A 15,281-nucleotide genomic window follows, 5' to 3' on the forward strand; every position below is an offset into this window, starting at 1 on the left:
GGGTGGAGTAAAATGCTTTATTCTTACAATCAGTACAACGAGAGCCTGAAAGCGACTTTGGAGTTACCTGCATCAGCAGTAAGTTCTTACAATCTAAAAATTGAATTAACTTCTGATACCAATCTTAGCAACTTCAACAGTGTTGTGTGGGATAAAACCGTCAGTCACTATAAACAAGGGGATTATGCTCCTGCCAATTGTGATCTTGATGAAAATGAATACACTATTCTTTTAACACCCAAAAAAGATGGTACAGTAATTACCGATGCCAACGGAAAGGTTACAGGGGTAAAAGACAGGGTAACTTCTGCAAATTCTTGGAATAAACTTAGTGCTATTCTACCAATGGACAATAAGAAGAATGATGTTGTATTCTCTCTTAAAAATCCTTCAACATTAATTAGTGATCCAAACGGTGTAAAAGCAATAAAATTATTAAATCAAGGAGTTGTAAATGATACTTTAGGTAGCACTCCGGAATTTATTTATAATAATAATGCAGGGCATCCAAGCCCATATTTATACAGTTATACAGATCCGGTATATATGTTTGCAGGAAAGTTTTCAGCAAACGGGTTTCTTCTAAAATTTAGCCAGTGGCCTGATGAACCAAATGGACCAGGTTTCCATGATTTTAGGAATCCTGATAGTCCACAAAGTAGATATTTTACCCTAATTAATACTATTCATGATAAGTTGTCTGAATTCATTCCTGACCAGACTCCTGTTGTAATTGTATCTAGTATGAAAACCGGGCTTAGAATTTACAAAAGCGACGGAAGCTTCTACAGCGTACCAGCGCACAGTAATTATGGACCAGCATATTTTGGATATGGGAATGATCAGGGGCATGGTCGTAGAGGACCTGGTTCTGAAAACTTAATTGTTAAGAATACTTCTGAAATGACATTGTATGGAATGGGAGCATTACGAAACAGTTTCGTAGAGAGCTTTCAGAATACATATGAAACGGTTAGATCGATGGAAGATGTTGAGAAAGAGATTTCAAAATTCATTAAATATACAGGTGTTTTTGGAGATGCTCCTAATTATAATGACACTTCCGAAGGTGCTCCACATTGTTTTACAATAAATAATGGAGCTGCATCTGATTATAGTGTGGTAGACTGGACTAAGGCTCCAAATACATATATTTTCACTGGAAAAGATGAGAAACGTAATAATGTTGATGTTGATGGTCTCTATATACCTGTGAAAAAAGCTTATGAAATGTGGGCAAAAGGAGGTGAGTTTATGAAGGATGAGCAAGGTAATTATACTAAGATTCCAGATAATGGAATAGCTAAAGCCGGACTTTATTGGGAAGATCAGCCAGGTTTAATAAAATCTGTTGCATTAGAAGGAGTTGGTGAAAATGCTAGAATTAAAATTTTAGTTAATAAACTTAAAGAAGGAAATGCAGTAGTTTCATATAGAGTTAATGATAAAGTTTACTGGACATGGCACGTCTGGGTAACAGATGATCCTAGAATTAGTGGAAGTACTTATCATCATGATTTTGAAAAAGATAAAAATGGAAATCTGGTAACAGATTGGAAATGGATGGATAGGAATTTAGGAGCAACTAATGCAAACTTTACAGGTAATGATTGGCACAAATCTCAAGGATTGCAATATCAATGGGGAAGAAAAGATCCTTTCCCTTCTTTTACTAATAAAGATGGAAGTTCTTATGAGATTTCTGGAGAAGTAGGAAATGTAAGAGGTTCGGCAGCTGTTTATTTAACGGGTTCTACGTCCATATTGCCTGTTAAATATAGAGGAAACGTATATTCTCAAAATAATACAGGATTTGACACTCCTAATGGTAATATTCGATATTCTGTTCAGAATCCTATTCACATGATTATTCCTCCTTTATATATCAGAAAACTAGGGGAGTATGTAGACAGTAATGGTGAGAATATGTTGGTTCAAACGGGACCTTTTTCATGGTATCCTCAAAATCGTACAACATGGTTCTCAAAGCAAAAATATAGAAACGAGTATAATACTGATGATACTAAACTGAATGTTGCGTGGGATCTTTGGGGTGATACTCGAGGAGGAAAGTATAGTAACTGGAATGATAATTCAGTGGGAGAAGAAAGTGTACGTTATGCAATGAAGTCTCCTTATGACCCTTGTCCTTGTAATTGGAGAGTTCCATCATTTTATGATAATATAGGTAGTCCTACCAATTATAATAAATCGTCACCTTGGGGTCGTAACGTGGGAGCTAATGATAATGATACTTTCACTTCTAGCTCATCAACTTCAAGTGATAAATTTCCAGGGATAAAAATATATCCCGGATTAGGATACGATTTTACAGGCTCTACTCGTAATTTAGGATTAATTCCGATTAATGGAAATTATGAATATTATCCTAATCAAGCTAGTCTAAAGGATGGTAGTGGTGTAGTATCAGGATTAATGTTAACACCTGAAATAAAGTATCAGGATGGCTCATCAGACGGTTCGTTAAGTTCGTCCACTTTCTCACTTGGAGCACCTGCTGCTGGAGGGGGACCTTGGTATAGTGCTAGAGCTTTAACGTACCTTTCAGATCCTGGGAACGCTCAAAGGCCAACAAATTTTGGAGCATATAGCCTAAATACTATTTCACATTATGGAAGTGCATATGAGACTAGCGGTGTAAGATGTATCAAAGATCCTAATAATGCTTACATGCCTGAAATTTTTGAGACAACTTTTTTTACGGACAATCAAAATGGAGAATACTCATTAGAAACATTAAAAAAATGGACAAAAGAGCCTAATAGTTATATAGAATATACAAATAGTTCCTTGCCTGTAAAAGCTTCAGAAAAAGATCGTGTTATCGATATCCCTTTGAGTAAAGCATATGCAATGCAAAAATTGCATATTAGAAAAGATGGGACATTTCCTACAGGAAACCGTATGTCGGCCTCTGTAGTATGGACTAACAGTACTGATTTAATAGAAAACGTGCAAATAGTTGAAGGTACGAAAGAGTCGTCTAAACTTAGAGTTACTTTAAGAGATATGAGATATGGTAATGCAGTTGTAGCTTTCCATCTAGGAGATTCTCCAACCCAATGGGTAGGCGGAAAACATCAGGATCCTATAGTTTGGAGTTGGCATATTTGGGCGCCTGAAACAGTAATCGATACGTTGAACTATAAGACAGAAACACTTGGAAACGGAGGGGTTTTATCTGTAAATGATGCATTTGTAAAACCTGTAATGAGTATTGGTGTACCCTTGGAAACTACGTTTATGGATAGGGATTTAGGAGCGTTAAAAATGTTCCCATCTAATACTATGGGTGGCTCGGGAAGCTATAGTAGCGTTGTTAATATTGCTAATACAGGAGGGTTACATTATCAGTGGGGAAGAAAAGACCCTATTCCGGTTATGTTTAACCCAGGCGCGAACTATAATTTTGGAGCTGGACTTAATCAAAATAGTGGTTTAAGCAGATATCCAATCAGTACGCAAAATGGTCCCATAACCATGGATTCTAATGGGAATGCTGTTATACCTTATACAACAGGAATAAACAATATTAACTATACAGCCAATTACACAAAAGAATATGCAGAATATTCTTCGGGTATTTTAGCAGGAGATTCAAAGAAAGATAAAATTAAGAAAGTGCTTGATTATTCAGTAAAAAATCCGTTATTTTTCTTATACCGTAATGCTGGTAATGCATCCAATACATACCAAAATGTTCGGGATTGGGTATCAGATGAAAACGGGCAATTTACAGAAAGATGGGGGCATGCTACAGAAAAATCCCCTTATGACCCATGTCCAGACGGATGGAGAATACCAGATACATTTGCTGCTTCGACACACTCTGAGGAACCAGATTTAGGAACAAATTATTTTTATACTAAATGGCCTTTTTCTCACGGAAATAATCCTTGGTATTATAATGGTTACCAAAACGGTTATCAAAGCCCGGGTCAGGGAAAATATGGAATAGCTCCATCAGTGACTGTTGGATATCAAGCAGCATATTCTCAAACAACTCAGGCATATCCGGGAGTTGCAGCAATAATCTCTACATCTCCAGCTACCCGTTATGGTATGATATTTAATAACAGCCGTTATAATATTGGAAATTTCCCTAATAACGGAATACGTGGTTTAGAGGGAGGGAAAGATCTTTATTTAATGGATAAACAATTACCTCCACAATTTAAAGTGGATGATGGAAACGTACAATTGAGATTTGCTTATTCTGGAATTTGGACTTCATCTCCTACAGATGTCTACTCAGGACAGGCTATTGGTATGCTATTTAATTACAGAGATGTTAATTTAACAGTAGGAAATGCATTTAATCCGCAAGCAGCCATGTCTTGCCGTTGCGCAAAAGTAAGAAATAGTGCAAATGGTGAAATAGGAAGATATGAACCAGGTGTTTTGGAAGTTTCTGAAAAAACAACCGGTAAGGCTGTAAATACTTTTGCTAAAAAGCAGATAGAAGAAATACAGAAAGACAACAACAAACTTACTGTTTTCCCTAATCCTGTGAAGAGCATCTTGTATATTAATGCTAATGATAAGGAATATTATTATCAGATTTATAATGCTTCTGGACAACTTGTAAAGCAAGGTCAATTTGTAAATAAACAAACAGATTTGTCTTCTTTAACGCAGGGAGTTTATTTAATAAGAATTAATAATGCCGAAACTGTAGTAAAGATTATTAAAGAATAATAATTTAATACTGTAAAATATGAACTGCCTCAATAATATGAGGCAGTTTTATTTATATTAATTTAAATAACTTTCGATAGTTTTTTATTATTTTTACCAAAAATTTATTAAATATAATGATGATGAAAAAAAATATCTTTGGCGGAATAAAGCATGGATCCGTGAAAATCCCTCAACAAAAAACATTATTTTGCTAATGGAGTCTCCTAAAATAGCCGTACTCGTTCCCTGTTATAATGAGGCTTTAACCATTGGGAAAGTTGTAAGTGACTTCAAAACCTTTCTTCCAAATGCTGAAATTTATGTCTATGATAATAATTCAAAGGATGGAACAGCAGCAATCGCAAAGGAAGCCGGAGCAATTGTACAATACGAAAAGAAACAAGGGAAGGCAAATGTTGTCTTCAAAATGTTTAGAGAAATAGAGGCCGATATTTATATCATGATTGATGGTGATGATACTTATCCTGTAGATTGTGTGCAGGAAATGCTAAATCAATTTACTGAAAATAACTGCGATATGTTGGTTGGAGACAGGCTCTCTAACAATAGTTATAAGAATCAAAACAAAAGAGCATTTCATAATTTTGGAAACAACTTGGTAAGAGGCCTTATCAATGTGTTTTTTGGTTCGCAGTTAAAAGATATATTATCAGGTTATAGAATTTTTTCGAAAAAATTTGTAAAAAATTACGCCAGTACTATAAAAGGATTCGAACTGGAAACCGATCTTTCTATCTATTCTCTTAATTATGAGTTGGCGATAGAAGAATATTCGATAGACTACAGAGACCGTCCGGAAGGAAGTGTATCAAAACTGAATACTTTTACCGATGGGTTTAAGGTGATAAAATTATTTTTTAATCTGGTAAGACTCTACAAGCCGCTTCTTTTTTTCGGGGCAGTATCTGCTATTTTATTTGTTATTGGTCTATTATTTATGGTTGTGCCTATAAAAGAATATTTTGAATATAAATATGTTTACAAGGTTCCAACTCTTATATTCTCTATAATGTTGATCATTGTTTCATTGCTTTCTTTTATGACGGGTCTTATTCTGGATAATATTAGTATAATTGATAAAAAGAACTTTAAAGTAAGATTTAATAGCACAAAATGACATGAAAAATAAATTTATTTATCTTCTTTTCATTTTTTTATTTTTCTGTAATATTCAATTCAACTTATTCCATCTTATTCCAAAAGAGAGATTTGAATATAGTAAAGCTGAGGTCTCTGAAATGTTGATCATCGGGAAACTTTTGAATTCCCAGCAAGGAGGAATTTTTGAAGATGGAGGTTTTACTGGGATTTTTTACACGGATCATGACTTTTCTTCAAGAAATCTGGCTGGTAAGAAATCTTACGCCAAATTTGTGAATAATGAGCACCCTAAAAAGTATTATTATTGGGCTTACAAGTCTCAAATTGGAGGACAGGCAATACTATATAGCGTTTTTGATAAAATTTTTGGCTTAGATAATAATGTCGAGATTTTAATCTTCAGAATGCTGAATTCTTTATCATTAAGTGTATTGTTAACCTTAATTTTGGTTTGGGTAAAAAGGAAATTTGGATTAGCAACATGTGTTATAAGCTTCCTGCTAATACTTCCAAATTACTGGATATTTTTATACGGTAAAAGTACCTGGTGGTGTAATTGGGTATATTTCCTGCCTTTTGTTTACTCCCTTTTCTATTTTGAGAAAAATAAAGGTGATTATAGCATCAAAAAATATATAAGTATATTTTCACTATTGTTTTTTGTGAAATTTTGGTTCACGGGATTCGAATTTATTACGGTTTTCCTGATATCATCAGCTATTCCGTATATTTATTATTTGTTTGAAAATAAGCTTTCTTTTTATTTTAAGTTTATATGGTCGCATATATTAATAGTCGTTACTCCATTAATATTGACCGTTTTATTTCAGTTATACCAGTTTAAACTTTTAACGGGTAATTTTGGAGACGGAATTGCACATCTTGTAGACGCTTACTCAAGAAGGGCAAACGGAGAGTATATGTACAAAGGAGAATATGCTTATTTAAATACTTTAAAACAATATCATTTAGATATAATCTTGCGATATGTTGGCGGATCTTTTATTAATGAAGATTTTATTAAGCTGCCATTCATTGTAATTATTATCTTGGGAATTATATCTTCCGTTTTCTTATATGTTAAAAATATCGATAGAAAGCTGGTTGCTACAACGTGGTTTTCCATAGCAGCGCCACTGAGCTGGCTTATCTTATTTAAAGAGCATGCGCACATACATCCGCATATTGATTTTTTTATTTGGTACTGTCCGTTTCTGATATTATTAATTATTGTGATATCTCTCGCCCTTTCATTCTTTTTTAAAAATATGAAAGTTATTAAATAATTGAGAAATAGATTCACAATAGATCTCTATCGAAATTTTCTTCTACCTTAAAATTCTAATCAAATTATCATAAAAAAGAGAGACAATATGTAAAAATATTGTCTCTCTTTTTATTTCCCAAACTGTAAATTAAATATTAATAATCAATTTAATGTTATTAATATTTGTTCAAAATTGATTATTTATTAAATATTTCAATTAAAATTATCATATTTTTGCATTGCTCAAGTTGAGAATGCTATATTTTCATTCATAATTCAGTAATATTATCTTATTTATGATTCAAATCATAAAATTGTTTTATTATTTATAAAATAAATGAATTATGATTGAGAAAGGCTTAAAAGTTGTACTTTTGTTGCGACACAAAAGTTAAGAATATGAAAAAGTCAATTAAGAATGTAACGACAATATTTTGTTTATTGTCAATGAGCACCTATTCTGCAAGTAATATAGGTGTAAAAGATGATTTGTTCTCTCAGAACTCAAAAGACTTGTATCAGGCAAAAACGGATACAATAATTAAGGTTGCAGAGCATCAAACAAATAAAGAAGGAAATGGTATTAATAGAAAACCTATTAATTCAAATACAAGTAATGGAAGCGCGTCTCGTGTGAAATCTGTTGTTGTTCCACTGGACTGGACAAAAGCTCCAAACAGTTATATTTTTGATCCCAGTCAAAGTAGTGCTGGTTTATATGTGCCTGTAAAAAAGGCTTATGTAATGTGGGAAAAAGATAAATATATTGGGGGAGGCAGTATTCCCGCAGGAGCAGTTACCGCTGATGTGTTATGGGAGGATGTTCACGGCTTGATAAAAACAGGAGCAGGATATTCTCTTGAAATTCAGGATTCGGGACCGAGTGCAAAAATTAAAGTTCCCATTAATAAATCTAAAAAAGGAAATGCGGTGATCGCTTTTAGAATTAATGGCGAGATTTTCTGGTCTTGGCATATTTGGGTTACTGATGATCCTACGAATGGGCCTGCTTATAAGAGTTTTGGTAATATCAGACGTGAACGAAGTGATGGCACAGTAGAGTCAATTCCGGATTCCGACTGGAAATGGATGGATCGAAATTTAGGAGCTGTCAGTAATTCAATGACAAATAAGGATTGGAGTAGAAGTGGCGGATTGCTTTATCAGTGGGGAAGAAAAGATCCGATACCGCCACTGGTAACTAAAGTAGACGATTTTTATGAAGCAAGCGGTTCTATTGGAAGAGTAAGACATAGAGGGGCAAAAAATTTCACCAATGCTGTTAAAATCGATGATCTTACTAAATATGTTTTATTGTCCGGAGCTGAGGTAAGTAATAACATCAAGCTTTCAATAAAAAATCCTTTAAGTCTTATCTATATTAATAAAGATGACAATTCAGGGCCTGCATATTACAATAACAATACAAATCTGCCGATCAACTGGTTTGGAAAAACGGCAAGCTTAACAGACAGCCAGCTTGGAGAGCTTAATTTATGGTCAGACAATGCTCAGGGTAAAATTGATGCTGTTTACAATAGTGATGACAGTGCTAAACCTTACAGAGATAAATCATCCTTTGATCCCTGCCCAAACGGCTGGCGAGTTCCGTCTGCTTTAGTTGCGAATTTGGGTTCTGCAACATATGCTGATGATATCAGAATTGATTTTTCTCCTTTTGGAGTAAAAACCAATATGGGAAAAGATCTTTTTGAAACCAATAAATACAATATTATAAAACCTACAGACAATGGTGTTCCAGGTTTTATGACGGGTTTTAAAGTATATTCTAATTATGGATATGATTTATCAAATGTAGCAGGCAATAATATGGGAGTCTTTCCTGGAGGTGGACAAATAATTCAGCTGGCTCACCAAGGCCAGTACAGTGATGAGCATCATACGGGTTTATGGACAGCAACCATGCCGAGACATTTTGATGCTTCTCCCGCTGTCAGCGCCAGAATGTTATTTATGGTTCCGGATAAAGATCAGCCTGATATCCCTGATGCCGGACTTCCCAATGTGAAAGGAAGATATTTTTATATGCCTTTAATGGCGGGTAAAACATCCGATGCCAACGGTTGTAGATGTGTAAAAGATCCACTATATCTTGTAAACAGCTACGATTTTCCTACGGAATATATAACCCAGCAACAAGAATATAGAGAAGGTCTGAATAATCCTAATACTTATCAAATTGTTAAAAATACAGCAATTTCTACGATTGAAATTCCTGTGAGTAAAGCTTTTTCGGTTCAAAGTCAGCTTTTAAATAATCCGGATATTCTTAATTCGTCTAATTTTAATAATTTAAAAGCTAATCTTCTTTGGACTACCAATTCAGGTTTGGTGAATAAAATTACGGTTGTTAATCCTTCTCCGGGTAGTGTTTCGTCTATTTCGCTGTCTAAGATTTTGGTTGATATTAATCCTAATCAAAGCGGAAATGCCGTGGTAACTTTGCATAACGGAAGTATTACCAATCCTGTGTATTGGAGTTGGCATATTTGGGTGACTGATACGCCAATTCAATCTAATAATTATACAACAGAACTTCCGATGAATAATGTTACAAATTATGTAAATTATGTTCTTAAGGCCAGATCTGTTCTCGAAACAGAGTTTATGGATAGAAATTTAGGGGCTACAGACGCATTTCCGGTTATAGCGAATCCTCTTACTCCGACAGCAGCGGAGCTTGCGGTAATAAAAGCGTCTACAGGCTTGCATTATCAGTGGGGAAGAAAAGATCCGCTTCCTGTTTTTCAACATGCTGATAACAGAGCTTCTTATGGAGTATTTTTGGGAACCGTTACCGCGAGCGGGACATTAACTTATACATCTCTGCCTTATGCCACATACAATAATTTGTCAGGAGCGTATATTATTCCATTTAATACCTATTCTAATGCTGCGAATGCCAATGTTTTAGCAACCGATAAGGTTTCGGATAAGGTCTCTAAAGTTTTATCATATTCTGTTAAAAATCCTTTGGTTTATATGATTCCGAGTTCTTTTGCTCCTTTTAATAGTGCAAATCCTCTTTACACCAATGGTACAGACTGGTTATCAACAGAGCCGAACTTAGCTGCCGACAGATGGGGTAGAGGTGGCAAAAAATCCCCTTTTGATCCTTGTCCTGAAGGTTGGAGGATTCCGGATATCATGAATAGTGCATTTAGCTCCAATCAGGATTTTGGAATCACGCCTTGGTATAAAAAAGATAAAAATGTAGGAACAGCGTACAGTGTGCTTACAGATTATTCAGGGGTAAGAGTTAGGAATAGTACATCAACTACGATAGGATATACCTTTAATGATCCTACTTATAAAATTGGAAATTATCCGAACTCTGGTTCCAGAGGTTTTAGAAGTGTAATAGCTAATCAAACATCAACAGGAACTTTTAATATGGTTAATTTTCAATATCCTGGAGTATGGACAGCCGCGTTAAACTCAAATTATATTGGAAGACCAATTAATATCTTGTTTGATGCTGCATCTACAGCCAATCGTTTGACGGTTTTTCATGATAATAATGATCCTTATTTTGCAATGAGCTGTCGTTGTGTTAAAATAAAATACGATGCCAATGGAAATGAGCAAGCCGCTCTTCCGAAACTTCAAATCACTTCATTACCGGCTGCAAAGGCTTCTCTTCCTTTAGCAAAAAGTGAAGTTGTTGAAAAAGTTAGGAAAAATAAGATCACCTTATTTCCAAATCCGGTTAAAGATGTTCTTTATATTGATGCAACTGAGAACGGAAAATATTTCTACCAGATTTATAATATGTCTGGTCAGCTAGTACAATCCGGACAGTTTATAAATGATGAAGCCTATGTTTCTTCATTGCCGTCAGGAGTTTATCTGGTAAGAATCAATAATTCTGAAATTGTGGTTAAAATTATTAAAGAGTAATATCTAAATCAATAATAGTAAAGGGAGCGAAGAAATATTTTCGTTCCCTTTTTATTTAGTAAAAACAGCCATATTTTCTATGTCTATTACGGTTGATGAAAAATTCTATATCATTTTATTTTAAATAAGATTATTCTTTATTATTTAAGGGTAAACTACCTTGAATAAAGGAATGAATTGCTTAAAATTCTTTTTACTAAGTCTTAATTAAATTCTGTTAGTTGCCAAATTAAAATTGGATAACAAAAAGTATATAATAAAAAAGCTTTACTTTTGCAAAAATTTTAGAATGTCGAAAAATTTAGTAATTGTAGAGTCTCCGGCGAAAGCAAAAACTATTCAGAAATATTTAGGGAAAGATTTCGAAGTAAAATCCAGCTTTGGACACATTAGGGATTTACCTAAAAAAGGGATGGGTATCGACCTTGAGACCTTCAATCCGGATTATGAAGTTTCGGCAGATAAAAAGAAACTGGTAACAGAATTAAAATCCGCAGTAAAGAAAGCAGAAATGGTTTGGCTGGCTTCCGATGAGGACCGCGAGGGTGAGGCTATTGCATGGCATTTAGCAGATGAATTGAAACTGAAGCCGGAAAACAGAAAAAGAATCGTTTTTCACGAGATTACTAAAAACGCTATTCTAAAAGCAATTGAAAACCCAAGAGATATAGACCAGAATTTGGTAAATGCTCAGCAGGCAAGAAGAATTTTAGACAGAATCGTAGGTTTTGAAATGTCTCCGGTACTTTGGAAAAAAGTAAAACCGGGATTGTCAGCAGGAAGGGTTCAGTCTGTTGCTGTAAGATTAATCGTTGAAAGAGAAAAAGAAATCCGTCTGTTTAAGCCAAAAGCTAGTTTCAAACTGGATGGGGTTTTCATAAATAATACACAGCAGGATATCGCTGCTAAACTTAAAAAAGACTTCGAAAAAGAAGAAGACGCTGAAAAATTCCTTGAGCAGGCAAGAACAACAGAATTTAAAGTTCTGAATGTTGAAACCAAACCGGGAATGCGTTCTGCATCTGCACCTTTTACAACGTCTACATTGCAGCAGGAAGCTTCTTCAAGATTAGGATATAACGTAACCAACACGATGCGTATCGCACAAAGACTGTACGAGGAAGGTTACATTACTTATATGAGAACGGATTCAGTAAACCTTTCTCAGGAAGCTATTGAAGGCGCCAAAAAACAAATCACATCAGAATACGGATCAGAATATTCTTCTCCAAGAAATTATACGACAAAATCTGCTTCTGCACAGGAAGCTCACGAGGCAATTCGCCCAACCGACTTCTCAGTACAAAGTATTGGTGATGCTCAATTAAGCAAATTATATCAATTAATTTATAGAAGAACATTGGCTTCTCAGATGGCAAATGCCAAAATTGAGAAGACTGTTATCGAGATCGGAAATGCAAAACTTCCACAACATTTTGAAGCTCAGGGAGAGGTTATCATTTTTGATGGTTTCTTAAAAGCTTACGGAATCGTTAAGGCTGAAGATGATGATGATGAAAGCAATGATAAATTACTTCCGAAAGTTACTGTTGGTGAAGTTTTGGAATACAAAACCATCACTGCTACAGAAAAGTATACAAGACCAAGTGCAAGATATACGGAAGCAGGATTAATCAAGAAACTGGAAGAATTGGGAATTGGTCGTCCGTCAACATATGCGCCGACAATTCAAACGATCCAGAATCGTGAGTATGTAGATAAGAGAGAAATCGAGCCACAAATGAGAGAAGTGGTAAAGATTTCTTTAGCAAAAGATAAAATTAAAAAAGTAATCCTTGATGAGAAATTCGGAGGGGATAAAAATAAATTCGTTCCTACAGATATCGGGGAAGTTGTAAGTGATTTCCTTACAGATAACTTTAAGGAGATCTTAGATTACGGTTTCACGGCAAGAGTAGAAGAAAGTTTTGACGAAATTGCAAACGGTGGACAAAAATGGAAAGAAATGATGACCGATTTCTATTCTAAATTCCACCCTAGAATTGCAGATGTTGAAGAAAATGCAGATCGTGCGAACGGAGACAGGCTTTTAGGAGTAGATCCGAAAACGGGTAAAAACGTTCACGCAAGAATTGGAAGATTTGGAGCAATGATCCAGATCGGAGAAACGGAAGATGAAGAAAAACCGACTTTCGCATCATTAATGACAGGTCAGAACATCGCAACCATTACTTTTGAAGAAGCGATGGAATTATTCAAATTACCTTTTGAATTAAATAGTTTTGAAGATCAGCCGGTTTCAGTGGGAGTTGGAAGATTCGGTCCTTATGTAAAATGGGGCGAAACGTACATCAGTATCCCGAAAGGTGAAGATCCATTGTCTGTAAATCAGGAAAGAGCAGAAGAAATCATCCACGAAAAGAAAATAGCAGATGCTCCAATCGCAACATATAAAGGCGAAGGTGTAACAAAAGGAACGGGAAGATTCGGACCTTTCATCAAATATAAAAGCATTTTCGTAAACGTTCCTAAGAAGTATGATTTCGATAATCTTTCTCAAAGCGACATCAATGAATTAATTGATGCTAAGCTTGAAAAAGAAGCCAACAGATACATTCAACAGTGGGAAAAAGAGAAAATTTCAGTTGAAAATGGAAGATGGGGACCATTCGTAAAATTCGGGAAAGCAATGTTCAAAATTCCGAAGAAAAGCGATGATACCAAATATGAAGCAGACGAACTGAAAGATATTTCGTTAGATGAGGTTAAAAAATGGATCACAGATCAGGATCCTAAAGCTTTTGCCGAGAAAAAGAAACCTGCTGCTAAGAAAGCTACTACAAAAACTGCAGCTGCGAAGAAGACGACAACAGCGAAAAAAGCTCCGGCTAAAAAACCTGCCGCTAAGAAATAAGTAATCTTTAATAAAATAGAAAGCACAGATTTTTGGTCTGTGCTTTTTTATTAGTCGAATATTGCAAATCTGCAACATCAAATTATTTAATCTATTTCATCGGGTGAGTTTAATTTTTCTTTTCCTCCCATACTTAAAAGATATTCAACGATATCGTCATTTTCTCCATATTTCGCAGCATCTAATGGCGACATTCCATTGTAACCAATTCCGTTGAGGTCAATACCTTCTTCCAATAATCGTTTAACTTGATCAATATGACCATAATAGCACATTTCAAGTAGCTCCCATATTTTATCTGCGTTTTCCAACTTCAATTTTATATTAATATTTTTTTTGTCAGTGTTTTTGAGATGTCGATGTCTTTATATTTTTCATCCATTTGATAGCATCTTTCATAGGCTCTTCAGATTGTGAAAAAGCCGTATTATGTCCTAATGTTGGAAATAATTTATATTCATAGCGTTTACCTTTAGACTTTAATGTATTTAGATGTTCAATCGATAGATTAACGGGTACCTGAATATCTTTACCTCCAAAAATCCATATTCCCGGAATTGATAATTTGGAAAGAACATTAAGTGGATCTGTGTCTATAAATTCATATTTATCAGGATCAGTCATGGTGTGTTTACGGGCATCTTCTTCTGTATGTGTATCCCAAAAATTTGAATTTCCGTTTGTGTAAAACTGAAACCTAAGTTGCTCTTTTACCGTTATCAACGCTCCACTAAATATAGTCATAAATTTGACTTTCTTGTTTTTCTCTGCAGCCAAAGGAATGATCCATCCAGCTTGGCTTCCACCAATTAAACCTAGTGGTATCTGATTATTTGATAAATATGTAGACAATATATTCACAGCAGCACTTGCATCAAGAGATAAAAGATTAAGGTTTGAGGCGTCTACATTATTTGTTCCTACTTCAGGTCCGGCATATATACCGGCAGATTCTCCTACACCACGTTTGTCATAAGTCAAAACAGCAATACCATTTTTAGCTAATAATGTTGCAAATTCTGTCATCCTTTTTTCCTGTCCGGATCCATGAACAATTACAACAGCCGCAGAAATATGATCAGGCTTAAAAATTGTTCCCGCAAGCGAATCTCCCTCGCTCAGGAATTTTATATTTTTAGTTGTAAAGCTTTGAGGAATAGCTGACAGGTGATTAATAGTAGTAAAAAGAAATAATATCAGAAGAAAATTCCTGCAAAATTGTTTTGTACTTAGAGTGTTTTTTAAAACAGTCAATTTATTTATAGTTTTCATTTTAGTTTATTAGTCCTTTATTATTGTAGTAAAGTCTCACGCTCGTGGTTATTACATTGCAGGCAACTTGTTTATAAGAGAAACTTAATCAACCAAATGTAATCATTTTTCCAATCTTTACAA

At 34.8% G+C, this 15,281-nt stretch carries 7 protein-coding genes; 5 read left to right on the forward strand and 2 right to left on the reverse strand.

Going from position 1 to position 15,281, the window contains the following annotated elements; translation table 11 throughout:
* Positions 1–12: 12 nt before the first annotated feature.
* From SB689_RS10715 to topA, 5 genes are all read left to right on the forward strand, one after another.
* Positions 13–4,719 (forward strand): T9SS type A sorting domain-containing protein, encoded by a 4,707-nt coding sequence (locus SB689_RS10715; RefSeq protein ID WP_410692112.1) that lies wholly within the window; start codon positions 13–15, stop codon positions 4,717–4,719.
* A gap of 196 nt (positions 4,720–4,915) precedes the next feature.
* Complete coding sequence (locus SB689_RS10720; protein WP_410692113.1) at positions 4,916–5,839, forward strand: glycosyltransferase family 2 protein; 924 nt, start codon at positions 4,916–4,918, stop codon at positions 5,837–5,839.
* A gap of 1 nt (position 5,840) precedes the next feature.
* Entirely contained in the window at positions 5,841–7,109 is a 1,269-nt protein-coding gene (locus SB689_RS10725; protein WP_410692114.1) for a hypothetical protein, read from the forward strand.
* Positions 7,110–7,489: 380 nt separating this feature from the next.
* Positions 7,490–11,011, forward strand: coding sequence for a T9SS type A sorting domain-containing protein (locus SB689_RS10730; RefSeq protein ID WP_410692115.1), 3,522 nt, complete (start codon positions 7,490–7,492; stop codon positions 11,009–11,011).
* A gap of 289 nt (positions 11,012–11,300) precedes the next feature.
* Positions 11,301–13,886 carry a type I DNA topoisomerase gene (gene topA, locus SB689_RS10735; protein WP_410692116.1) on the forward strand — a complete coding sequence of 862 codons (2,586 nt, stop codon included), beginning with the start codon at positions 11,301–11,303 and terminating at the stop codon, positions 13,884–13,886.
* An 86-nt stretch (positions 13,887–13,972) separates the two neighbouring features.
* On the opposite strand, the gene SB689_RS10740 is transcribed toward topA, so the two are convergent.
* Positions 13,973–14,203: an ankyrin repeat domain-containing protein gene (locus SB689_RS10740; RefSeq protein WP_410692117.1), complete on the reverse strand. Its 231-nt coding sequence runs from the start codon at positions 14,201–14,203 to the stop codon at positions 13,973–13,975.
* 22 nt (positions 14,204–14,225) lie between these two features.
* On the reverse strand, positions 14,226–15,158 hold the full coding sequence (locus SB689_RS10745) for an alpha/beta hydrolase family protein (RefSeq protein ID WP_410692118.1): 933 nt from the start codon (positions 15,156–15,158) through the stop codon (positions 14,226–14,228).
* Positions 15,159–15,281 lie beyond the last annotated feature (123 nt).

Origin of the sequence: Chryseobacterium sp. SIMBA_038 (assembly GCF_046535115.1) — a bacterium.
Taxonomy (GTDB): Bacteria; Bacteroidota; Bacteroidia; order Flavobacteriales; family Weeksellaceae; genus Chryseobacterium.